At 65.7% G+C, this 21,272-nt stretch carries 22 protein-coding genes and 1 tRNA gene; 15 read left to right on the forward strand and 8 right to left on the reverse strand.

Translation table 11 applies throughout. From position 1 onward, the window contains the following. Positions 1 to 208: 208 nt before the first annotated feature. The 3 genes from infC to GVL61_RS03725 all read right to left on the reverse strand — a co-directional run bounded on the left by infC (position 209) and on the right by GVL61_RS03725 (position 1,559). Complete coding sequence (gene infC, locus GVL61_RS03715; RefSeq protein ID WP_159977106.1) at positions 209 to 730, reverse strand: translation initiation factor IF-3; 522 nt, start codon at positions 728 to 730, stop codon at positions 209 to 211. 255 nt (positions 731 to 985) lie between these two features. Then, the gene (locus tag GVL61_RS03720) at positions 986 to 1,288 is read right to left on the reverse strand and encodes a hypothetical protein (RefSeq protein WP_159977108.1); all 303 of its coding nucleotides are present in this window, start codon (positions 1,286 to 1,288) and stop codon (positions 986 to 988) included. Between the two features lie 180 nt (positions 1,289 to 1,468). After that, positions 1,469 to 1,559: transfer RNA gene (locus GVL61_RS03725), tRNA-Ser, on the reverse strand. Positions 1,560 to 1,637: 78 nt separating this feature from the next. On the opposite strand from GVL61_RS03725, the gene GVL61_RS03730 reads away from it, so the two are divergent. Both GVL61_RS03730 and GVL61_RS03735 read left to right on the forward strand, forming a co-directional pair. Further along, the gene (locus GVL61_RS03730) at positions 1,638 to 2,654 is read left to right on the forward strand and encodes a peptidylprolyl isomerase (protein ID WP_159977110.1); all 1,017 of its coding nucleotides are present in this window, start codon (positions 1,638 to 1,640) and stop codon (positions 2,652 to 2,654) included. Further along, positions 2,651 to 2,980: a DUF1905 domain-containing protein gene (locus GVL61_RS03735; RefSeq protein ID WP_159977112.1), complete on the forward strand. Its 330-nt coding sequence runs from the start codon at positions 2,651 to 2,653 to the stop codon at positions 2,978 to 2,980. Before GVL61_RS03730 ends, GVL61_RS03735 begins: the two co-directional genes overlap by 4 nt. Before the next feature lie 185 nt (positions 2,981 to 3,165). Here GVL61_RS03735 and GVL61_RS03740 read toward each other — a convergent pair whose 3' ends face one another. Then, the gene (locus GVL61_RS03740) at positions 3,166 to 5,259 is read right to left on the reverse strand and encodes a bifunctional (p)ppGpp synthetase/guanosine-3',5'-bis(diphosphate) 3'-pyrophosphohydrolase (protein WP_159977114.1); all 2,094 of its coding nucleotides are present in this window, start codon (positions 5,257 to 5,259) and stop codon (positions 3,166 to 3,168) included. Positions 5,260 to 5,573: 314 nt separating this feature from the next. On the opposite strand from GVL61_RS03740, the gene GVL61_RS03745 reads away from it, so the two are divergent. From GVL61_RS03745 to rutA, 5 genes are all read left to right on the forward strand, one after another. After that, entirely contained in the window at positions 5,574 to 6,068 is a 495-nt protein-coding gene (locus tag GVL61_RS03745) for a PilZ domain-containing protein (protein WP_159977116.1), read from the forward strand. Positions 6,069 to 6,126: 58 nt separating this feature from the next. Continuing rightward, complete coding sequence (gene rutB, locus GVL61_RS03750) at positions 6,127 to 6,858, forward strand: pyrimidine utilization protein B (RefSeq protein ID WP_159977118.1); 732 nt, start codon at positions 6,127 to 6,129, stop codon at positions 6,856 to 6,858. A gap of 4 nt (positions 6,859 to 6,862) precedes the next feature. Then, positions 6,863 to 7,246 (forward strand): pyrimidine utilization protein C, encoded by a 384-nt coding sequence (rutC, locus tag GVL61_RS03755; protein ID WP_159977120.1) that lies wholly within the window; start codon positions 6,863 to 6,865, stop codon positions 7,244 to 7,246. 123 nt (positions 7,247 to 7,369) lie between these two features. After that, positions 7,370 to 8,155 carry a pyrimidine utilization protein D gene (gene rutD / locus GVL61_RS03760; protein WP_159977122.1) on the forward strand — a complete coding sequence of 262 codons (786 nt, stop codon included), beginning with the start codon at positions 7,370 to 7,372 and terminating at the stop codon, positions 8,153 to 8,155. A 3-nt stretch (positions 8,156 to 8,158) separates the two neighbouring features. Further along, complete coding sequence (gene rutA / locus GVL61_RS03765) at positions 8,159 to 9,220, forward strand: pyrimidine utilization protein A (protein WP_159977124.1); 1,062 nt, start codon at positions 8,159 to 8,161, stop codon at positions 9,218 to 9,220. A 41-nt stretch (positions 9,221 to 9,261) separates the two neighbouring features. Here rutA and GVL61_RS03770 read toward each other — a convergent pair whose 3' ends face one another. Beyond that, complete coding sequence (locus tag GVL61_RS03770; protein WP_159977126.1) at positions 9,262 to 10,530, reverse strand: MFS transporter; 1,269 nt, start codon at positions 10,528 to 10,530, stop codon at positions 9,262 to 9,264. Between the two features lie 55 nt (positions 10,531 to 10,585). Further along, positions 10,586 to 11,449, reverse strand: a complete 864-nt coding sequence (gene hemF / locus GVL61_RS03775) for an oxygen-dependent coproporphyrinogen oxidase (RefSeq protein ID WP_159977128.1) — start codon at positions 11,447 to 11,449, stop codon at positions 10,586 to 10,588. A gap of 79 nt (positions 11,450 to 11,528) precedes the next feature. On the opposite strand from hemF, the gene pdeM reads away from it, so the two are divergent. Beyond that, positions 11,529 to 12,245, forward strand: coding sequence for a ligase-associated DNA damage response endonuclease PdeM (pdeM, locus tag GVL61_RS03780; protein WP_159977130.1), 717 nt, complete (start codon positions 11,529 to 11,531; stop codon positions 12,243 to 12,245). A gap of 75 nt (positions 12,246 to 12,320) precedes the next feature. Then, a complete protein-coding gene (locus tag GVL61_RS03785; protein ID WP_159977132.1) occupies positions 12,321 to 13,685 on the forward strand; it encodes an FAD/NAD(P)-binding protein in 1,365 nt (454 codons plus the stop codon). Positions 13,686 to 13,707: 22 nt separating this feature from the next. Here GVL61_RS03785 and GVL61_RS03790 read toward each other — a convergent pair whose 3' ends face one another. Both GVL61_RS03790 and GVL61_RS03795 read right to left on the reverse strand, forming a co-directional pair. Continuing rightward, positions 13,708 to 14,370: a peroxiredoxin-like family protein gene (locus GVL61_RS03790; RefSeq protein ID WP_159977134.1), complete on the reverse strand. Its 663-nt coding sequence runs from the start codon at positions 14,368 to 14,370 to the stop codon at positions 13,708 to 13,710. Positions 14,371 to 14,475: 105 nt separating this feature from the next. Then, the gene (locus tag GVL61_RS03795) at positions 14,476 to 15,315 is read right to left on the reverse strand and encodes a LysR substrate-binding domain-containing protein (protein ID WP_159977136.1); all 840 of its coding nucleotides are present in this window, start codon (positions 15,313 to 15,315) and stop codon (positions 14,476 to 14,478) included. A gap of 292 nt (positions 15,316 to 15,607) precedes the next feature. Between GVL61_RS03795 and GVL61_RS03800 the strand changes: the two genes are divergently transcribed. The 6 genes from GVL61_RS03800 to GVL61_RS03825 all read left to right on the forward strand — a co-directional run bounded on the left by GVL61_RS03800 (position 15,608) and on the right by GVL61_RS03825 (position 21,269). Beyond that, positions 15,608 to 16,402: an ABC transporter permease gene (locus GVL61_RS03800; protein WP_159977138.1), complete on the forward strand. Its 795-nt coding sequence runs from the start codon at positions 15,608 to 15,610 to the stop codon at positions 16,400 to 16,402. A gap of 36 nt (positions 16,403 to 16,438) precedes the next feature. After that, positions 16,439 to 17,245, forward strand: a complete 807-nt coding sequence (locus GVL61_RS03805) for an ABC transporter ATP-binding protein (RefSeq protein WP_159977140.1) — start codon at positions 16,439 to 16,441, stop codon at positions 17,243 to 17,245. Next, the gene (locus tag GVL61_RS03810) at positions 17,242 to 17,880 is read left to right on the forward strand and encodes a cysteine dioxygenase (protein WP_235037519.1); all 639 of its coding nucleotides are present in this window, start codon (positions 17,242 to 17,244) and stop codon (positions 17,878 to 17,880) included. Before GVL61_RS03805 ends, GVL61_RS03810 begins: the two co-directional genes overlap by 4 nt. Next, positions 17,877 to 19,103: a rhodanese-like domain-containing protein gene (locus GVL61_RS03815; RefSeq protein WP_159977142.1), complete on the forward strand. Its 1,227-nt coding sequence runs from the start codon at positions 17,877 to 17,879 to the stop codon at positions 19,101 to 19,103. Before GVL61_RS03810 ends, GVL61_RS03815 begins: the two co-directional genes overlap by 4 nt. A 27-nt stretch (positions 19,104 to 19,130) precedes the next feature. Next, entirely contained in the window at positions 19,131 to 20,219 is a 1,089-nt protein-coding gene (locus GVL61_RS03820; RefSeq protein WP_159977144.1) for an LLM class flavin-dependent oxidoreductase, read from the forward strand. Between the two features lie 189 nt (positions 20,220 to 20,408). Further along, complete coding sequence (locus GVL61_RS03825) at positions 20,409 to 21,269, forward strand: TauD/TfdA family dioxygenase (RefSeq protein ID WP_159977146.1); 861 nt, start codon at positions 20,409 to 20,411, stop codon at positions 21,267 to 21,269. Positions 21,270 to 21,272 lie beyond the last annotated feature (3 nt).

Consider the following 21,272-nt stretch of genomic DNA (forward strand, 5'->3'; position numbering starts at 1 on the left):
CGGCGCGCTGTAATACGGCGCGCGAATTCTCCCGCTGGCCTGAATGAATGAGTGGCATTGCACTGCGGCGATCGGCAGTTCGTATCTGCCGATAAGGGGCGGGACACCATCCTCACGCCCCTTTCCCATCTTTCTGGGCCGATCCTACGAGAAAGGGCGCGACCAATGGCCGCGCCCTTCGTATCCCGTCATGATCCGGGGCTTCGCCTTATTTGGGCGAGAGCACCATCAGCATCTGGCGACCTTCCATGCGGGGATAAGCCTCGATCTTGGCTATCTCCTCGCAGTCGGTCTGAACGCGGCGCAGCAGGTCCATGCCGAGCTGCTGATGCGAAAGTTCGCGACCGCGAAAGCGCAGGGTGACCTTCACCTTGTCGCCGTCTTCGATGAAGCGATGAATGTTGCGCATCTTCACGTCATAGTCGTGGTCGTCGATGTTCGGACGCATCTTGATCTCTTTGATCTCCTGCGTCTTCTGGGTCTTGCGCGCGGCATTGGCCTTTTTCTGGGCCTCATACCGGTACTTGCCAACATCGAGGAACTTGCACACCGGCGGGTCGGCGTTGGGCGACACTTCGACCAGGTCGAGGCCTACGCCGTTCGCCTGTTCGATCGCTTCGCGCGTGTACATGACGCCGAGATTCTCGCCGTCCTGGTCGATAACCCGGACCTTGTCCGACTGGATCATGTTATTGAACCGCGGTCCACTCTTGACCGGTGGCGTCATCATACGCCGGGGAGGGGGTGCTATAGACGTTCTCCTGAATCGTTATTGTCGCGTGATCGGATTTGGGCGTCATTAATGCGATTCGCTGCGCTACGCAAAGCGGGAAATCGCACTAACGGATATAGGCCCCGGACCGACGTATCGGCCGCTTGGTGCATATAGGGTTGCGGCGCCTAGTTTTGAATGGGTTGGCAGCTTTTTTCGGCGCTGGGAGCGGGCCTGATCGCCCGCGCAGCACGTTTGCAGCTATGTTTTTTGTCAGCCGCCGACCCGGATATCCGGCTTCGAGCTTCGAATGCTGGCGAAGATGCCCTCGACCCAACTGTCCATTCCGTCGGCATAGGCGTTCTGCAGCGCGTGAAGGGTGCTTGCGGCAGGTCCCTCAAACTCCACTGCGCCGTCGGCACCGTCACAGTCATGAAGAATGAAGCGTCCCGCACCGGTGTACGTGAGGATACAGTTCTCGAACGTGCAGCGTTGAAATTCCGTTCCGTCGATCCTGACGCGCTCGTTCGCAAAAGCCTTATCTGAAACGAGTTTCAGCAAAACAGGTGTTTTCATGGCGAATAACCCCCTTATCGATGGCTAGGACGGCATGATTACAGAATTGCAAGGCTGGGAGTATCCAGCTTTTTGCGAATGTTGCTGCGATGCAACAATGCGCGCGAGCTGACGCCTCGTCCCCGCCCGGAGGCAGTGTATTCCAGAGGTCGGGACTTGGGCTGGTTGCAGTTAAACTGCTGGCGGAGCGGGAGGGATTCGAACCCTCGATACGCTTTTGGCGTATACTCACTTTCCAGGCGAGCGCCTTCGACCACTCGGCCACCGCTCCGCATGCACTGGATAGGCGCTGGCCCCTAGCGCGGGCTGTGGGGTTTCGCAAGCGGTGTGAGGGTGGCATGAAGGGCCAATGCGCATATTTCTTTCCGGGCTGGCCTTTGCGGGCCTTTTTACCTCACCCCTGGCGGCTGCGGACGCTCCCAAGCCGTTGACGCCGAGCGATATCGTCGAAGCGGCCCCGCAGGCCGACTGGTCGCGCATCGCGCCGTCCGACCTGATGGTCATGGATCTCGCGCCGGACGCAAAGGGGCACGCTCGCCGGGTGGTGATCCAGTTGATGCCGGCGCCGTTCTCGCAACGGTGGACCGGAAACATCCGAAAGCTCGTCGCCGCGCGCTGGTTCGACGGAATCGCCGTGGTCCGGGTTCAGGACAATTACGTCGTGCAGTGGGGCGACCCCGATGGAGAGACGCCGGGCAAGGCGAAGGCTTTGCCGAGCGGGCTCGCGGCCAGTCGCGAGCAGGACTATGTAGCGCAGTACGGCGCCGCTTTCGGGCCACATGAGCAGGAGGAAGGCGCAGGCTATATCCTGTCGCCACAGGGCCGCTTGCAGCGTTTTCTCGCGATCGCGCCCGGCAATGATCCCTATGCGGCGGGAACCGGCATCCTCGAAGGCTGGCCTATTGGCCTTCAGTCGCAGGAAAGCGACGGCGATGAGGTTGCCCGAACCGACGTCTGGCCGGTCCATTGCTACGGCATGGTTGGTGTGGGCCGCAATGTTTCACCGGACGCCGGCACTGGCGCAGAACTCTACACTGTGATCGGACAGGCGCCGCGCCAGCTCGACCGCAACATAGCGCTCGTTGGGCGGGTCATCGCGGGGATCGAGAACCTTTCTTCTCTTGGGCGCGGGACGGGAGCGCTGGGCTTTTACGAAAAGGCAGAGGAGCGTACTGCAATCCTCTCTGTGCGAATGGGGGACGAGGTTCCGGGCCTGCCGGTCTATGAGTACCTTTCCACTGGAAGCGCCAGCTTTGCGGCCTATGTCGACAAGCGGGCGAACCGGAAGGACGATTTCTACATCCGGCCTGCAGGCGGCGTCGACGTGTGCAACGTGTCTGTGCCGATTCGCGAGGCGAAGCGATGAGCGCGGTGATGACGGAGCAGCTTACGCATACCGGCCCGCTATGGCGCTGGACGGGCGGTGCGAACAATGGAACCTGGCACTTCCTCACCATCGACGGCGCAGCGGGAGAGGCGCTTTCGGGCACCGCGATCATGCGCAAGCTGGAAGGCGTGTCGCGCGGGTTCGGCTCGCTGAAGGTCAAGGCGCGCATCGGCGGGACTGGCTTTGCGACCTCGGTGTTCCCGAGCAAGTCGGACGGAGGATGGCTGCTGCCGGTCAAGGCTGCGGTGCGGCGGGCGGAAGACCTTGTCGAAGGGGATGAGGTGGAAGTGTTTCTGGAGGTTTGAAGGGAAGACCTGGGGCCATCGCCCCAGACCCCTTTAATGTCGTCCCAGCGCGTGGAGCTACCTCGCGCGCTCCCTGCTGCCGCAGGCCATGATGTCTCCCGGCTCACCGTGGGCGCACTTGGGAAGCTGCATGCGTGGCCTCGACATTTCCGGGGTCTGGGGCGATGGCCCCAGGTCTTCCCCCTTCAAATCCTTTCGGCGTCCGCGACGGCCTCACTGGCCCGCAGCGCCCCGGAAATCCGCGTCAGGTGCGCGAGGTCGGACACTTCGAGATCCACTTCGTATGTGCCGAAGGGTTCGTCGCGCTGGGTCATCTGCAGATTGGTGACGTTCGCGCGGTTGCTCGCGAAAATCTGCGTCACTTCGGCCAGCGTGCCGGGGCGGTTGTAGAGCACCAGCCGCAGGCGGCCGACGGCGCCGGTCGTGCGTTCGCCCCAGGACAGGTCCAGCCAGTCTGCGTCCACGCCGCTGGCGAGTGTCATGCAGTCGATCGTGTGGACTTCCACCTTGTGGTCCGGGCGGCGCAGGCCGACGATGCGGTCACCGGGGACGGGGTGGCAGCATTCGGCCAGTTCGAAGCCCATGCCCGGTGTCAGGCCGCGGATCGAGATCGCGCGTTCGGCGCGGGTCCATTCGGGGTCTTCGGGCATTTCGTCGGTGCTGCCGGGGACCAGAGCTTCCATTACCTGGCGGTCGGTGAAGCGGGCAGAGCCGATGGCGAACATCAGGTCTTCCTCGTCGCGCAGGTCGAGCCGGTCGATCGCGCCGGAGAGGGCCTTCTTGCCGATGCGCTGGGGCAGGCGGCCGGCGATCTCGTCGTAGAGCTTGGAGCCGATCTCGGCGACTTCGGCGCGTTCCTTGGCGCGCACCGCCCGGCGGATGGCGGCGCGGGCCTTGCCGGTGACGACGAAGCCGAGCCAGGGCAACTGCGGTTCTGAGGTGGGGCTCTTGATGATGTCCACGACATCGCCGTTGGCCAACTGGGTGCGCAGGGGCACGTGACGGCCGTTGATCTTGGCGCCGACGGCTGCGTTGCCCAGATTGGTGTGGACGGCGTAGGCGAAGTCGACCGTGGTCGAACCCTTGGGCAGCTGGAACAGCGCGCCCTTGGGGGTGAAGGCGAAGATGCGGTCCTGGTAGATCGCCATCTTCGTGTTTTCGAGCAGTTCTTCGGCATCGTGGCTGGCATCGACGATCTCGATGAGGTCGCGCAGCCAGCCCACCTGACCGTCAGGCCGTACGCCGCCCTGTTTGTAAGCCCAGTGCGCGGCAAGGCCAAACTCGTTCAGGCGGTGCATGTCCTGGGTGCGGATCTGCACTTCCATGCGCATCGAGCGCTGGAAGATCAGCGCTGTGTGCAGCGACTGGTAGCCGTTGGACTTGGGCGTGGAGATATAGTCCTTGAACCGGCCCGGGATCATCTGCCAGGCCTGGTGGAGGACGCCCAGCGCCTTGTAGGTGTCTTCCACGCTATCTGTCAGGACGCGGAACGCCATGATGTCGGTGATCTGTTCGAAGGTGACGTGGCGCTCGGCCATCTTGCGCCAGATCGAGTAGGGGTGCTTCTCACGCCCGGAAACCTCGACGTTGAGTCCGGCTTCGGCCAGCGCCTGCTTGATCGACAGCGCGATGGCATCGACCTGTCCGCCTTCCTGGCTGCGGATCTGGGCCAGGCGCCCGGTGATCGTGGCGTAGCCTTCCGGCTCCAGCTGCTCGAAGGCGAGCAGTTGCATCTCGCGCATGTATTCGTACATGCCCACGCGCTCGGCCAGCGGCGCGTAGATATCCATGGTTTCGCGGGCGATGCGCTGGCGTTTCTCCGGCTTCTTGATGAAGTGGAGGGTGCGCATGTTGTGCAGACGGTCGGCCAGCTTCACCAGCAGGACGCGCAGGTCCTCGCTCATCGCCAGCAGGAACTTGCGCAGGTTTTCGGCCGCGCGCTCGCTCTCGGTCATCGCCTCGATCTTGGAGAGCTTGGTCACGCCGTCGACCAGCCGCGCGACATCGGGGCCGAACAGCTTTTCGATCTCCTCGATCGTGGCCAGCGTGTCTTCCACGGTATCGTGGAGCAGCGCGGTCATGATCGTCTGCTGATCGAGTTTCAGCTCGGTCATCAGGCCGGCCACTTCTACCGGGTGGCTGAAATAAGGGTCACCGCTGGCGCGCTTCTGGCTGCCGTGCTTCTGCACGGTATAGACATAGGCGCGGTTGAGCAGGGCCTCATCGGCCTCCGGTGCGTATTCCTTGACGCGTTCGACGAGTTCATATTGGCGCAGCATGCTACCCTGTCATGTCAGGATTTATTGCAGCGCGACAAGGGGGAAGGGCCCTGTTGCAATCTTTGCAACGGAAAAGCGCAGGGCGGGCTTCTGCGGTTTTGGCCCCGGGCGGGTTCCCATAAGCAGGAAATTCAATCGATTTCATAGTTAAAATACCGAAGCGATTTGTTAACCATCCAAAAAGCGACCGGGAGGCAAAATGATGTCGGACCGGAGCCGCCACGCTTTCCCCCCGCCGATGCGCCTCCGGTCCGAACCGATCGACCACACCTGGTTCAACCCGGGAGGCGAATTCGAAAAGGCGCACGAACGACATGGCAGATCTCGATAAAGCAGGCGCCGATGGGTCATCAACCGGCACGGACGCCGAATGGCTGAAGACTGCCGCACTGCGCACCCCGCGTGTCGTTGCGGCTGAAGGCGATGTGGAAGGACAGGGCGAGCGGCCCCACCGTTCCCCGCGCGTGCGCACCCTGATCCGCGCCGTGATAGGTGGCGAGGGGCGGTCCGGGCAGGATGTGATCGTGCGCAACGTGTCGCCCGGCGGCATGTGCATTGCCTCGCGCACTATGCAGCCGACCTGCGGCGAGACCCTGCGCGTGGCGCTGCCCGGTCAGGTGGACCTCAAGGCGGAAGTACGCTGGGTGGGTGACGGGGAATTCGGTGTCCAACTGCTCGGCGGACTGGATGTCGGCCTCGTGCAGTCTACCAACCGGCGGCGCAACGCCGGTTTCGCAGCCGCGCTGGAGCGCCTGCTGGGTGTGCGCCCACACCGGGAACGCACTTCGTCAGGGCTGCGTCCCTGCTGAAAGTCCAGCGTCTTCAAGGCGGGTTGACCCCCATTCGCGCCTGCACAATAGTGTCCGGGTGAGCGATACCATCGTCGACCCCACCCCCGCCGCCTCCGGCCCCTCTGCGGTTCTTTCCGCACGGCCCGAAGCGATCCGGCTCGATCCCGCCACTACCGCCGTCATCGTCGTCGACATGCAGAACGCCTATGCGACCAAAGGCGGCTACGTGGACGAGGCCGGCTTCGATGTCGGCCCCGCCGCTGCCGTGATCGGCCGCGTCGGCGCCGTGCTCGATACCGCGCGGGCGGCGGGCATGACCGTGGTGTTCCTGCAGAACGGCTGGGACCCGGACTATGTCGAGGCGGGCACGCCGATGTCGCCCAACTGGCACAAGTCCAACGCGCTCAAGACGATGCGCAAACGACCCGAACTGGCTGGCAGGTTCCTTGCCCGCGGCGGGTGGGACTATGAACTTGTCGATGCGCTGACGCCGAAGGAAGGCGACTTGCGCGTTCACAAGCCGCGCTATTCGGCGTTCTTCAACTCGCAGCTCGATGCGGTGCTGCGCGCGCGGGGCATCCGCACGCTGGTGTTCACCGGCATCGCCACCAACGTCTGCGTCGAATCGACCCTGCGTGACGGCTTCCACCTCGAATATTTCGGCGTGCTGCTGGAAGACGCGACCCATCATCTGGGGCCGAACTTCATCATGCAGGCCACTGTCTACAACGTCGAGAAATTCTTCGGCTGGGTCAGCACTGTCGCCGATTTCCAGACCGCCGTGAGCCAGCTTCCGCCAAAGGAGTAACCCGTTGCCCTTCGAAGCCATCAACCCGCCGCAGTTCCCCGCCCCGATCGCGCCGTATTCGGCCGGGGCCAAGGCGGGCGGCACGCTCTACGTCTCGGGCATGCTGGCGCTGGGCGATGGGGGCACGGTGCTCCACATCGGCGATGCGGCTGCGCAAACGCGCCATGTGCTGGAGGCCATTCGCATCACTGTGGAGGCCGCCGGCGGCACCATGGCGGACGTGGCGATGAACCACATCTTCCTCAAGGACATGGCCGACTACGCCGCCTTCAACGCGGTCTATGCCGAATACTTCCCGGGCGACAAACCGGCGCGCTACTGCATCAAATGCGATCTGGTGAAGCCGGACTGCCTGGTCGAGATCGCCTCGGTGGCACACCTTGGCTGAGGCGGCTGCGGCCTGCCGGCGGGGCTTCGACAGGCTCAGCCCGAGCGGGGTTGAGGGCACATCTTTCCAAACCCCGCTCAGGCTGAGCCTGTCGAAGCCCCGGCACAATTCGCAGCCCTTCGCATGACGGACAGCGGAACCGGCCTCCACCATGAATTCCACGGTCCCGGCGACGCGCCCACGCTGATCCTGTCGAGCGGCCTTGGCGGTGCCGGCGGATACTGGGCGCCCAACCTCGCCGCGCTTTCGGAAAAGTACCGCGTCCTCACTTACGACCAGCGCGGCACCGGGCGCAGCGACCGTGCCTTGCCGGAAACCACCTCGATCGAGGCGATGGCGCAGGACGTGACCGCGCTGATGGACGCGCTGGGCATCGAACGCGCGCATTTCGTCGGCCACGCATTGGGCGGCATGATCGGCATCGAGACGGCGCTGCGGTCCGACCGGATCGTCAGGCTGGTGGTGATCAACGGCTGGCGCACCCTCAGCCCGCATACCCGCCGCTGCTTCGAGGCGCGGCTGGCGATCCTGCGCGGGGCAGGGGTGGAAGCCTTTCTGCGCGCCCAGCCGCTGTTCCTGTTTCCGCCCGACTGGATCGTCAGCCACGACGCCGAGCTTGAGGCCGAATTCGCCCACCACCTGACCAGCTTCCCCGGCGCGGAAACGATGGAAAAGCGCATTGCCGCCGTGCGCACCTATGCCCCCTCGGCCGAGCGTCTGGCAAAGCTGCGGGATGTTCTGGTCATCGCCACGCGCGATGATTTCCTGGTGCCGCACGCCGCCTCGCTCGATCTGGCGGAACCGATTCCCGGCGCCGATGTCGCCACTTTCGGATGGGGCGGCCATGCCTGCAACGTCACCGATCCGGCCGGTTTCAATCGCCTCGTTCTCGGTTTCCTCGGGAGTTAATCCATGCAAGTCGGCGTTTTCGTGCCCATCAACAACAACGGCTGGCTGATCAGCACGACCTCGCCGCAGTACATGCCCAGCTTCGATCTCAACAAGGAGATCGCCCTGCGCGCCGAGAAGCACGGCCTCGATTTCCTGCTCTCGATGATCAAGCTGCGCGGCTTCGGCGGCAAGTCCGAGTTCTGGGAGTATGGGCTAGAGAGCTTCACCCTGATGTCCGGCCTTGCCGCCGTGACCGAGAAGATCAAGATCTACGCCACCTGCCCCACGCTGATCATCCCGCCTGCCTTCGCAGCGCGCATGTGCAACACGATCGACAGCATCAGTCACGGCCGTTTCGGGTTGAACCTCATCACCGGCTGGCAGCCACCCGAGTACACCCAGATGGGTCTCTGGCCGGGCGAGGAGCATTTCCGCAATCGCTATCAGGTGCTGGATGAGTATGCCCACATCCTGCGCGAACTATGGGAAACCGGCCGCTCCGACTTCAAGGGCGAGCATTACCAGATGGACGACTGCCTTGTGCGTCCGGTGCCTCAGGGTGACATGAAGATCATCTGCGCGGGGTCTTCCGACGCGGGCCTGGCTTTTTCGGCCAAGTGGGCGGACTATGCCTTCTGCCTGGGCAAGGGCGTCAACACGCCCACCGCCTTCGCCTCGAACAACGTGCGGCTGGCGAAGTTCACCGCCGAAACCGGGCGCGACGTGCAGGTCTTTGTCCTCGTCATGATCATCGCCGCCGAAACCGATGCCGAGGCGCAGGCGAAGTGGCAGCTCTACAACGACGGGGTCGATATCGACGCGATCTCGTGGCTGGCCGATCAGGGCGCTAAGGACACCGTCAACACCGACACCAATGTGCGCCAGCTTGCCGCTCCCGAAGGCGCGGTGAACATCAACATGGGCACGCTTGTGGGCAGCTACGAGACGGTGGCAAAGATGCTCGACGAGATGGCCGAGGTGCCCGGCACCGGCGGGGTGCTGCTGACCTTCGACGATTTCGTGGAAGGGGTGGAGAATTTCGGCACCCGCATCCAGCCACTGATGAAAAGCCGGGCAAGTTAGCGCCCGGTTCCATCACCCGCGCCGGGATCAAGGCTGGCGCACTACCTCTGATCCTTGCCGGGCCGGGTCTCTCGCATGGTCAGCAGTACCGGCAGCACGCCCAGCGCCACCGCGGCGATCATCACCCCCGGCGCTGCGGGCGAGCCGGTGCGTTCGGTCAGCACCTGCGCCAGCCACGGCGTCAAGCCGCCGAACAGCGCGGTTGCAGTAGTGGCGCCCAGTGCGAGGCCGCTGAGGCGGCCCTCGGCGGGCATCTGCTCGGCCGTCGCCACTGCGCCAACCGCGCTGACTCCGCCCGCCAGCATCGCCAGCACCACCGCGCCCAGCAGCGCCTCGCCGGAGGAGGCGCCCGCCAGCAGGCGGAACAGTGTATAGGGCAGGCCCGCGCAAAGGACCGCCAGCAGGATCAGCACCGGGCGACGGCCCCAGAGGTCGGAGGCGACGCCGACGAAGGGCGTCACCACGATCACCGCCAGCGCAGCCACGGTGGCCAGTTGCAGCGCCTGCGCCTCATTCAAACTGCCGGCCGATGTCAGGTAGACCGGCACATAGGTGATGCCGACGTAATAAGTGATCGATCCCAGCGCCGAGATCGCGAAGCCGCGCAATATCCCCGCCCGGTACTTCGACAGGGCGTTGCCCAGCGGACGCTCGGCAAGCGTCCCGGCATCGCGGCTGGCCTCGAATTCCGGCGATTCGTGCATGGCTGCGCGGGCGAAGAGGATGGTCGCGGCCAGCGCCGCGCCGAACAGGAAAGGAATACGCCAGCCCCAGCTGTCCAGCGCAGGAGCGGGCAGCAGCGTGACGGTCAGCGCCGCAATTCCCGCCGCCAGCAGCGCGCCGACCTCGCTGGTCGCTGCCGCCAGCGAAGTCACCAGCCCGCGCCTGCGCACCGGCGCACCTTCGAGCAGGTAAGCGACGACGCCGGTGTATTCTCCCCCCACCGCGAAGCCCATCACGCAGCGCAGGGCCAGCAGTAATATCCCCGCAAGAGGCCCGATCTGCGCGGCGGTGGGCAGCATCGCGGTGAGCAGCATGGCCACCGTCATCAGCGCCATCGAAGCCAGCAGCGTCGCGCGGCGTCCGTGCCGGTCGCCGAAATGACCGAAGACCATCGCGCCCACCGGCCGCATGAGATAGGCGACCGCGAAGCCTGCCAATGTCGCCAGCACGCCGCCGTGCCCTTCGAAGAACACGCGCGAGAGTACGGTGGCGAGGTAGAGGAACAGCGTGAAGTCGTACCACTCCACCACGGTCGAGAGCGCCGCAAGGGCAAGCGAGCGGCGGTCGAGATGGCGCGGGGCTGTCATGGGGCGAGCGTAACGGCGGGTCCGGGCGGGGGCAACCGGGCCGGTGAAGGGGGTATCAGCTCCAGGTGGCCTCGGGCGGCAGGCTCATGAGAATGGCGTCGATGTTGCCGCCGGTCTTCAGCCCGAACAGCGTGCCCCGGTCGTAGACGAGGTTGAATTCCGCATAGCGTCCGCGCCATTCAAGCTGCTGGGCCTTGTCGGCAGGCGTGAATTCCATCCCCATGCGGCGGCGCACCAGCTTGGGGAACACGGCCAGGAACGCCTCGCCCACCGCGCGGGTGAAGGCGAAGTTGGCGTCCCACGCGGCTTCGTCGGCGCATTCGAGGTGGTCGTAGAAGATGCCGCCGACGCCGCGGTGGACCTTGCGGTGGGGGATGTAGAAATACTCGTCCGCCCAGGCCTTGTAGCGATCGTAATAGCCTTCGCCGTGGGCGTCGCAGGCGGCCTTGAAGGCGGCGTGGAAGTCGGCGGTGTCCTCGTCGTAGGGCAGCGGCGGGTTGAGATCGGCGCCGCCGCCGAACCATGCCTTGGTGGTGGTCAGGAACCGGGTGTTCATATGCACGGCGGGCGCGTGCGGGTTGGCCATGTGCGCGACAAGGCTGATGCCGGTTGCGGAAAAGGCGTTCTGTTCGGCCGAAGCGCCGTTGATGGTGGCAGCGAAGTCCTTCGCCAGCCCGCCCGAGACGGCGGAGATGTTGACGCCCACTTTCTCGAACACGCGGCCCTTCATCAGCCCGCGCGTGCCGCCGCCGGTTTCCGAGTCCTCCCCCTCGAGCGCGGCGCGCTGCCACGGGGTATATTCGAATGATGCATCGGAGCCCGCCTCGCGCTCGATCGCCTCGAATTCCGCGCAGATCGCATCGCGCAGGGATTGGAACCAGTCGCTGGCGCGCGCTGTGAAGGGGGTCCAGTCAGTCATCCGAGGTCCTCATGGCAGGGGCTTGCCCTTTGCTTGCGCTGCGCTTGCCAAATCGCGGCGGCTGCGGCAAGGGAAAGCCATGGTTCCCTTTTCGTTCTGCGGTCAGGAAATGCGCCTCGTCGACTGCGGCATTCCCGGCGCTGCCCCCAATGGTGCCGGCCGGGCAAGTGCGCTCTACTGGCCGCGCGAACAAGCGCTGCTGGTCGCCGACCTGCATCTGGAAAAGGCCAGCTTCTTCGCCCGGACGGGACAGATGCTGCCGCCCTACGACAGCCGCGAGACGCTGGAGCGCCTTGCGCTGGCCGTGCGGCTGACGGGGGCACGGCGGGTCTTCGCGCTGGGCGATAATTTTCATGACAGCGCCGGGCCCGAGCGGCTGGAGCCGCACGCGGCAGGGATGCTCGCAGCATTGACCCGCGCGCTCGACTGGGTGTGGATCACCGGCAACCACGATCCGCATCTGGGCGCCGAGGCAGGAGGCACGAGGATGGAGGAACTCATGCTCGGCGGCGTCGCGCTGCGCCATCAGGCGCTGCCGGGGACGTGCGGGGGCGAGATTTCTGGGCACTTCCATCCCCGGCTTGTGGTGCATGCACGCGGACGTCGTATCGCGCGGCCTTGCGCGGTGAACAGCGGCAACCGCCTGATCCTCCCGGCTTTCGGCGCATTGACCGGCGGCATGGACGCGGCCGACCCGGCGATCCTCTCCGCCCTGCAACCGGCGGAAGCGATCGAGGCGCTGGTGCCTGCCCGCGACCGGCTGGTGCGCTATCCTTTGTGGCGAAAAGCGGCCTGACTTGAGCACAACCAATAGGTTGTGCTTTGCGTTAGCTGCTAACCAGAGCCTCAGTTTCACGGGAATTTCTCCTTCATGACCAGCCGCAATGCCGCACAGGACCTGCCGATCGCTATCGTCGGCGGGGGTTTCAGCGGGACTCTCCTAGCCATCAATCTCCTGCGCTACGGCGTGAGGGTGGCGCTTATCGAGCGCAGTTCGGCGCAACTGGCCAAGGGCGTCGCTTTCGGTACACGGCGGCCCGAGCATCTGCTCAACGTGCGCGCCGCCAACATGAGCGCCTTTCCCGATGATGCCGGCCATTTCCTGCGCTGGATGGAGTTTTCCGACAAGGACGAGGCCAATCGCTTCGTTCCGCGCCTGACTTACGGCGTGTATTTGCGAGAACTGCTGGTGCAGGCGCTCGCCAAGGCGGGGCCGAACGCGCAGATCGTCAATGGCGAGGCGCTTTCGGTGGACTTCGAAGCCCAGTCCGCCCGAGTGCATCTTGCCGATGGCGATGTCCTCGAATGCCGGTCCGTGGTGCTGGCGCTGGGCAATTTTCCGCCGGTGCCGCATCCGGTGCTGCAGGGTCTCCCCGCCGGGATCTATTATCCCGATCCGTGGGACGCTCCAGCGGTGACGGGGCTGGACGGCCTCGATCATGTACTTGTCGTAGGGAGCGGGCTGACGGCGGCGGACGTGGTGCTGTCGCTGGAAAGTTCGGGGTTCAGGGGCAAGGTGACGGTGCTGTCCCGGCGCGGCCTCAGCCCGCATAGCCATGCCGAGAGCGGGCCGGTGGTCACCCCGGTGCAGGACCCGGACAAGCGCGGCTCGCAACTGGTGCGTGAGATACGGCGGCGGGCCGGCGAAGTGGGGTGGCGCGCGGCGGTCGATGCCTTGCGGCCGCATACCCAGAACATCTGGCGCCGCCATTCCGTAACCGCGCAGGCAAGCTTCCTGCGGCACTTGCGGCCCTACTGGGACATTCACCGCCACCGCCTCGCCCCTGCCGTGGCGCAGAGGCTGGAGGAACTCGAGGCGGCCGGTCGGCTGCGCTACGTCGCGGGCAAGCTGGGGAGCGCCAGGGAACTGGGCGGCCGGGCGGTGGTGTCTTACCGCCCGCGCGGGGAAGAGGACATCGCCCTGCTGGAGGTGGACCGCATCTATAACTGCGCCGGACCGGACTGCGATCTCAGCCGGGTCGACCTGCCGCTGGTGCGCGATCTGCTGGAGCAGGGCAGGATTGGCGGCGATGCCCATGCGCTGGGGGTGGACGTCGATCATCTGGGGCGGGTGCGGAGCAGTGACGGATCGGTGCAGGATCGCCTGCTGGCGGTCGGCCCGATCACCAAGGGGGAGGCCTGGGAGATCGTTGCCGTGCCGGATATCCGCCGTCAGGTATGGGGCCTTGCCCGGTTCCTCGCCGACGAACACTGGGTCGGCGGCGAGGGGTTGTAGGCCGAGCGGAGCAGCGGGACGCTCAGCCCGCCGCGCTGGCGACGGCGGCGGGCAGGGCGGCAAGGATCGTCTCGCTTTCCGTTCGCTGGAGCCAGTCCGGGCTGACATCGAAGAACGCGATCCGCGCGTCCTCTCCCAAAACGAGGATGGCGGGCTTGTCGATTTCGTAACTGTCCGTGCCCAGGGTCGCGCCGATCCAGCTCTGGCCGGGGGTCACGTCGGGCTGTTCCTCGGGCAGGAAGGTGATGCCCAGCTTACGCGCCAGCGCATAGCCGGGATCGCCCGCGACCGTGAAGCCGAGGCCATGGCGCGCGATGAGCTGCGGGTCGACCGGCACCTGCGCACTTACCGCCACCAGTCTCACCCCGCGTGCGCGCAAGTGCGGAAGCAGCGTTTCGTTGTAGTAGGGCAGCGCGATGTTGCAGGCCGGGCAGCCGCCGAAGCGGAAGAATACCAGCACCGCCGGGCCATCGGCCAGAATCTGGTCGCGCGTCAGTTCATGACCGTCCTGGTCGATCAGGGTGAACGGTGCGATTTCGTCTCCGATGCCGGGCAGGGCGGCGGGATCGTGCCGCTCCACCAGAATGCGGCGCTGCGCGGCATTGCGCTCCAGCAGTTCGGGTTTCCAGGTGCGCTCGCGCTCTGTCTGGAGCGCGGCGAAACGGTCGTTCAGGGATGCAGTCATCGGGTGCCTCGTCCGTGGTTCATGGACGAGAACGCTATGGCAAGGGGGCTGGGGCGACCAACGAGAAGCCGCTGCGGCTGCTTGAGATTATCGAATAAGCCGCCGTCAGGCCGGGAGCCCAGCCACCACCTCGCGCGCCAGTTCGGCCAGCTGGCTGGTCGGGCCGTCGAGGCCGGGCGCGGTGTGCAAAATGCAGGACACCTGCGGCAGGTCCGGCAGGCCCACATTGTCGAGGGGTGCGTCGCGCAGGAACAGGCCGGTGCGGCAGGTCAGCCCCAGTCCCGCGTCGACCGCGGCGCGCAGGGTCGTCAGGTTGGGTGTCTCCACGGTGATGCGATAGGGTATGCCCGCGTCCTCCAACGCGCGGATGGCGGCTTCCCGAAAGCGGCAGGGCGGCTCCAGCACCGCCAGCGGGACGGTTGCAAGGCGAGCGAGATCCTCCTTGCCGAACCAGGCCATCGGCGCGACCGTCACGGCATGGCGGTCATTGGCGGCGGCAAATCCGAGCACGATGTCGAGCTGGCGCCGTTCCAGCAGGTCCATCAGTTCGGCGGTTCCGGCGACGCGCGAATAGAGTTCCGCCTCCGGGTGCAGGTCGGCGAATTGGGCCAGCAGGCCGGTCAGCAGCAGTTCCGCGAAATCCTGCACCATGCCGATCCGCGCCGGTCCTGCGAAATGGCCATTGGTGACGGCGGCCACCGCCTCGTCGTGCAGCGCCAGCACCTTGCGCGCATAGTCGAGCATCAGGTCGCCATGCGCAGTCAGCGCCAGTCGCCGTCCCTCGCGGTTGAACAATGACTGCTGGAGCAGTTCTTCCAGCCGCTTGATTTGCAGGCTCAGTGCCGACTGGCTCACGAAGACCTGCTCCGAGGCATGGAGCATCGAGCCGGTGTCGACGATCGCCACGAAGCTGCGCAGGAGATTGGTCGGGAGGTTGACGGGCATCGGCTGACTTTCAATTGGAGGAAGCATCGACGGGATCGGTTGCGGTGATGCCATGTGGCATTTCATATTCTCAATCAAAATAGTAGAGATTGTGATGCAAGAAGCAATTCTGTTCCCGCTCCGGGCCAGTGTGGAAGGCCCCGGACTCAGCCCGTTTCCCGCACGTTTTGCCGCCCTATGAGCGTTTCCCTCCTTCAGTATGAGCGTTCCCAATAGGCCGTCCAAACCTTCTCAATTGAATTAGTAGAGATTCGGGTGCCAGCTTGCGTCATCGCATAGTGAGGCACGCCGAATGTCTGGGTTGACGCAATTGACGAAATCGCTGGGCCGCACTGTCGGCGGCGCGCGCTGGCTTTCGCCGCTGGTGCTGCTGGCGGTGCTGGAGGCGGGGTCGCGCGCCGGCCTGATTCCGGAGCGCACTCTGGCCGCTCCGTCCAAGGTGCTGGCGACGCTTTGGTCGATGATCGTCTCGGGCGAACTGGCTGACAATCTCTGGGTTTCGTCCCTGCGCATCATCGCGGGCCTCGTGATCGGTGTGAGCGTGGGCGTCGTGCTGGCACTGGTCGCAGGGCTGTCGCGGCAGGGCGAGGTCGCGGTGGATCCGATCATGCAGATCAAGCGCACGATCCCGACGCTGGCGCTGACCCCGCTGTTCATCGTCTGGTTCGGGATCGGCGAGACGCCCAAGATCGCGCTGATCGCCTTCGCCTCGATCTTCCCGGTTTACCTCAACCTTTACAGCGGCATTCGCGGTGTCGATCTGCGCCTGCTGGAAGGCGCGCGCAGCCTGGGACTGAGCCGCGCGGCGCAGGTCTGGCATGTGATCCTGCCGGGCGCGCTGCCGTCGCTGCTGGTGGGACTGCGCTATTCGCTGTCGATCTCGGTGCTGGTGCTGGTCGTGGCAGAGCAGATCAATGCCTCCGCCGGGCTGGGCTACCTCATCAACAATGCCCGCGACTTCATGCGCACGGACATCATCCTGGTGTGCCTGATGATCTACGCCGGGCTTGGCCTCGCCGCCGACGGACTGGTGCGCGCGATCGAACGCCGCGCGCTCGTCTGGCGCCCGGAACTTGTCCCGGCCTGAGCGCCGTACTCCGTAATCTTAGGAAAGGATCCAGCCATGGACGCCCGACTGAACGAGTTTACCGTGCCCCAGTTCACCGCCGTCGCCGCCCCCCCACCCCCGGGCGAAGCCGTCGTCAGCCTGCGCGATTTCACCCGCCGCTTCGGCGAGAACACCATCATTTCCGGCCTCGACCTTGAGATCGGTGCGGGCGAGTTCGTTGTCCTGCTGGGGCGTTCGGGTTCTGGCAAGACGACGCTGCTGCGCACGCTGGCAGGGCTGGATCCGGTCGAGGGGCAGGACGTAACTGTGCCGTCTTCGCGCGCGGTGGTGTTCCAAGATGCGCGGCTGTTGCCGTGGAAGAAGGTCTGGCGCAACGTCGCGCTCGGCCTGAAAGGAGCTGACTCGCGCGACGCGGCGCAGGACGCGCTGCAGGAAGTGGGCCTCGGCCACCGGCTCGAAGCCTGGCCGCTGACGCTTTCTGGCGGCGAGGCGCAGCGCGTGGCCCTGGCCCGCGCTCTGGTGCGCGAGCCGCAGTTGCTGCTCCTCGACGAACCTTTCGCCGCACTGGATGCGCTGACCCGGTTGCGGATGCACGAACTGGTGCTCTCGCTGTGGCGCCGTCACCGCCCGGCGGTGATGATGGTGACCCACGATGTCGACGAGGCCATTGCGCTCGCCGACCGGGTGATCCTGCTCGATGGCGGCCGCATCGTCGCGCAGGAGCGCATCACCGCTGCGCGCGGCGCCGAGCGCGCCGGGATCGCTGCGCCGCTGCGCCAGCGCCTGCTGTCCGCGCTGGGCGGTGTGGTGGAGGAGCGCCCGGCAGACGTGGTCGCACTTCATGCGGGAGCGCGCCCGTGAACGCACCGACGCGCTTCGCTCCGGACCGGGTAACGCCCTCTGCGCCGGACACCGCTCCGCTGCGTCGTTTCGTGCGCGACTTCGCGGACCTGCTGGATGACACCGACGACCTCGATCTGATCCTCGAATACGGGTCCACGTTGCTCGCGCGGCTGGTGTCGCATGGCGGCTGGCTGCCGGAAGAATACGCGCAGCCGCATCCCGAGCGTTACCAGCAGTACCTCTTGCACTGCGACAGCGCCGAGCGCTTCAGCGTCGTCTCCTTCGTCTGGGGGCCAGGGCAGGCGACGCCGATCCACGATCACCGTGTCTGGGGCCTCGTGGGCGTGCTGCGCGGGGCGGAGAAGGTGCAGGGTTTCGGCCGCCGCGATCATGACGGCGCGCTGGTCCAGCAAGGCCCGACGCGCGACCTGCTCGAAACCGAGGTCGAGGCCATCGACCCGCGTGAGGGCGATATCCACCGCGTCGAGAACGCCTTTGCCGACCGGACCTCGATCTCGATCCACGTCTACGGCGGCAATATCGGCGCCGTCGAACGCGCCACCTACCGGGCCAATGGCGAGGAGCGCCCTTTCGTCTCCGGCTACGCCAACCCCGCACTCCCCAACATCTGGGACGTATCGAGGACAGCATGACCATCACCCCCGCACAAGTGCGCAGCGCGCTGCTCAGCCGCCGCGAAATCGCCCTGATCGACGTGCGCAACGAGGCGCCCTTCGCCGCCGGACACCCGCTGTTCGCGGCCCAGATCCCGCTGGCGCGCATCTCCGCCGAGGCCGAGTGGCGCATCCCCCGCAAGGACGTGGCCGTGGTGGTCTACGACGATAGCGAGGGGCTGGCCGCCTTCGCAGTGGAGGAACTGCGCGGCCTCGGCTTCACCAATGTCGATGTGCTGGAAAGCGGCCTGCAGGGCTGGCGCGATGCCGGGTACGAGCTGTTCGAGGACGTCAACAGCTACTCGAAGGCGTTCGGCGAACTGGTCGAGCATCGGCGCGGCACGCCGTCGCTGCCAGCGCCCGACCTGCAGGCGCTGATCGACGAGAAGGCCGACATCGCCATTCTCGACGCGCGCCGCTTCGAGGAATACGCGACAATGAGCATCCCCACCGGCCGCAGCGTACCGGGCGCGGAACTGGTCCTGCGAGCCGCCGTGGCGGCGCCGGACCCGGACACGACGATTATCGTCAACTGCGCCGGGCGCACCCGCTCGATCATCGGCGCGCAGTCGCTCATCAACGCGGGCGTGCCCAACCGCGTCTTCGCGCTTCGTAACGGCACCATCGGCTGGACGCTCGCGGGACAGACGCTGGAGCAGGGCCGGCAGGAAAGCGTGGACCTGCCCGGCGAGGCAGATGACGCCCGCAGTCGCGCCCGCGACGCGGCCTACCGCGCCGGCGTGCGCCGCATCGATGCCGCCGAGCTGGGCGCAATCGAGGCGGAGACCGGGCGCACCCTCTACCGCTTCGACGTGCGCCAGCCGGATGCCTATGCCGCCGGTCACCTGCCGGGCTTCCGCAATGCGCCGGGCGGCCAGCTGGTGCAGGAAACCGACCACTTCGCCCCCGTGCGCGGCGCCCGCATCGTGCTCGCCGACGACCTCGGCCCGCGCGCCGACATGACCGCATCCTGGCTGGCCCAGCTGGGCTGGGAAGTGCTGGTTTTTGAAGGCGACTTCGCGGGCGAACTCGAAACCGGCCCCGACGGCGCCCCGTCGCCGCGCGGTCCCGAGGGGCGCTACAAACGCCCTTACGAGGGCACCGACAACCCGGCCGCCGCCATGCAGGCCTATCTCGACTGGGAATACGGCCTCGTCGCCCAACTCGTGCGCGACGGCACTCACGGCTTCTTCGTCATCTGATCCATCCTCAAGAGGAGTACCCCGGCAATGACCGTCAAGTTCATCGGCTACATCGGCTTCAACGATACCTCCGAAATCCACAACGCCACCCGCTCGCGCGCGCTTGACCGCGATTATGTCGACGCAGCGGCGATTGCGCAGGAGAAGGGCGGCTTTGACCGGGTGCTGATCCCGTTCGGTTCCGCCTCGCCCGAAAGCCAGATCGTCGCGGCCCATGCGGCGGCGATCACCTCGCGGCTCGGGTTCCTCGTCGCGCATCGGCCTGGCTTCACCCAGCCCACGCTGGCAGCGCGCCAGCTTGCCACGCTCGACCAGCTTTCGGGCGGGCGCGTGGCGGTGCACATCATCACCGGCGGCGCGGATGAGGAAATGGCACGCGACGGCGACGTTCACACCCTCAAGGCCGAACGCTACCTGCGCAGCGACGAATATATCGAGATCCTGCGCCGCGAATGGTCGGAAAAGCAGCCCTTCGACCACACCGGCCGCTTTTATGAAGCGCGCGGCGCCTTCAGCGCGATCAAGCCGGACAACCTGCCGGTGTTCTTCGGCGGTTCCTCACCCGAGGCGATCGAAGTCGCGGGCCGCCATGCCGATGTCTACGCGCTGTGGGGCGAGACGCTGGAGCAGGTCGGCGAAGCGGTGCGCACCGTGCGCCATGCCGCTGCACAACATGGCCGCGATCCGGGTTTCTCGCTCTCGCTGCGCCCGGTCATCGCCGATACCGAGGAGGCGGCCTGGAAGAAGGCGGACGCGATCGTCGAGCAGGTCCGCGCCAACCGGGAGGCTGCCGGGTTGCCCATTTCCGGGCACCGCCCGCCGAATGCCGGATCGCTGCGCCTGCTCGAAACCGCAAGCTCGCAGCGCCGCGACAGCCGTTTGTGGACCGGCGTGGCCCAGCTTACCGGCGCGGCGGGCAACTCTACCGGCCTTGTGGGAACGCCGGAGCAGGTCGCGGAATCGATGCTCGAATATTATGATCTGGGTATCGACCACTTCCTGATCCGCGGCTTCGAACCGCTGGCGGATGCGATCGACTACGGCCGAGAACTGATCCCGCTGGTGCGCGAAAAGGTGGTGCAGCGTGAAGAACGCAAGATCGCACTGGCCAGCTGAGCGATGGGCAGGGGCAATGGCTATAACCCATCACGAAAACTCACGTTTTCATAAGTCCTTCGCGTTGGTCGGCCGACTGCCACCGCCATAGACTGACCCCAGCGACACCGCAGGAATGACATACTGGGGGTCGGCTCGAGCCAGCCCCCCTTCTGCCTGCCGCCTCATCCAAAAGAGAGGAACAAGACAATGGCCACTTCCGCCGCAACCTTCGACTTCGCCAATGCCGGCCTAGTGATCCGGCCCGTCCAGCCATCCCACGGCGCCGAGATCGAGGGCATCGACCTGTCGCAGCCGCTGACCGATGAACTGCGCACCGCGATCCGGGCTGCCGTGCTCAAATACAAGGTCGTGTTCTTCCGCGACCAGTCGCTGGACGACGCTGCACAGGCCGCGTTCGCCGGCAATTTCGGTCCGCTCTACACCCACCCCACCACCCGGCACGATGCGGCGAGCAAGGAAGTTCACGCCATCGCCGCCAAGTACGACCGCGAGTACGAGAAGAAGCTGGGCCGCAAACTCAGGGCAGGCGACGCCTACCACACCGACACCAGCTGGCGTCTGGTCCCGACATGGGGCGCGGTGCTGCGGGATGTGAACCTGCCGGAAGTCGGCGGCGACACCATCTGGGTAGACGGCAACCTTGCCTATGAAACGCTGTCCGATGATCTGAAGCAGCGCCTTGAAGGTAAGTACGTGACGCATAACTTCACGGATTCGCTGGAGCTTTCGGGCCATGAATACCCGATCGTCAGCCATAAGATCGTGCGCACCCACCGCGAGACGGGGCAGAAAATCCTCTGGGTCAACTTCCAGCAGCAGCCGCAGATTCTGGGGCTGGAGCTTTCCGAAAGCGCCGAGCTGCTCGACGAAGTGCTGCGCCAGTACAAGCGGCCCGACGCGCAGGCGCGGTTCTCGTGGCGCCCGGGCACCGTGGCGTTCTGGGATAACCGTGCGGCGGTGCATTACGCAGTGCGCAACTATGGCGATTTCCCGCGCGAACTGCACCGCATCCTCATCGCCGACGAACCACTCTGGACGGACCTCTGAAAT

Source organism: Novosphingobium sp. 18050 (genome assembly GCF_902706195.1).
Lineage (GTDB): Bacteria > Pseudomonadota > Alphaproteobacteria > Sphingomonadales > Sphingomonadaceae > Novosphingobium.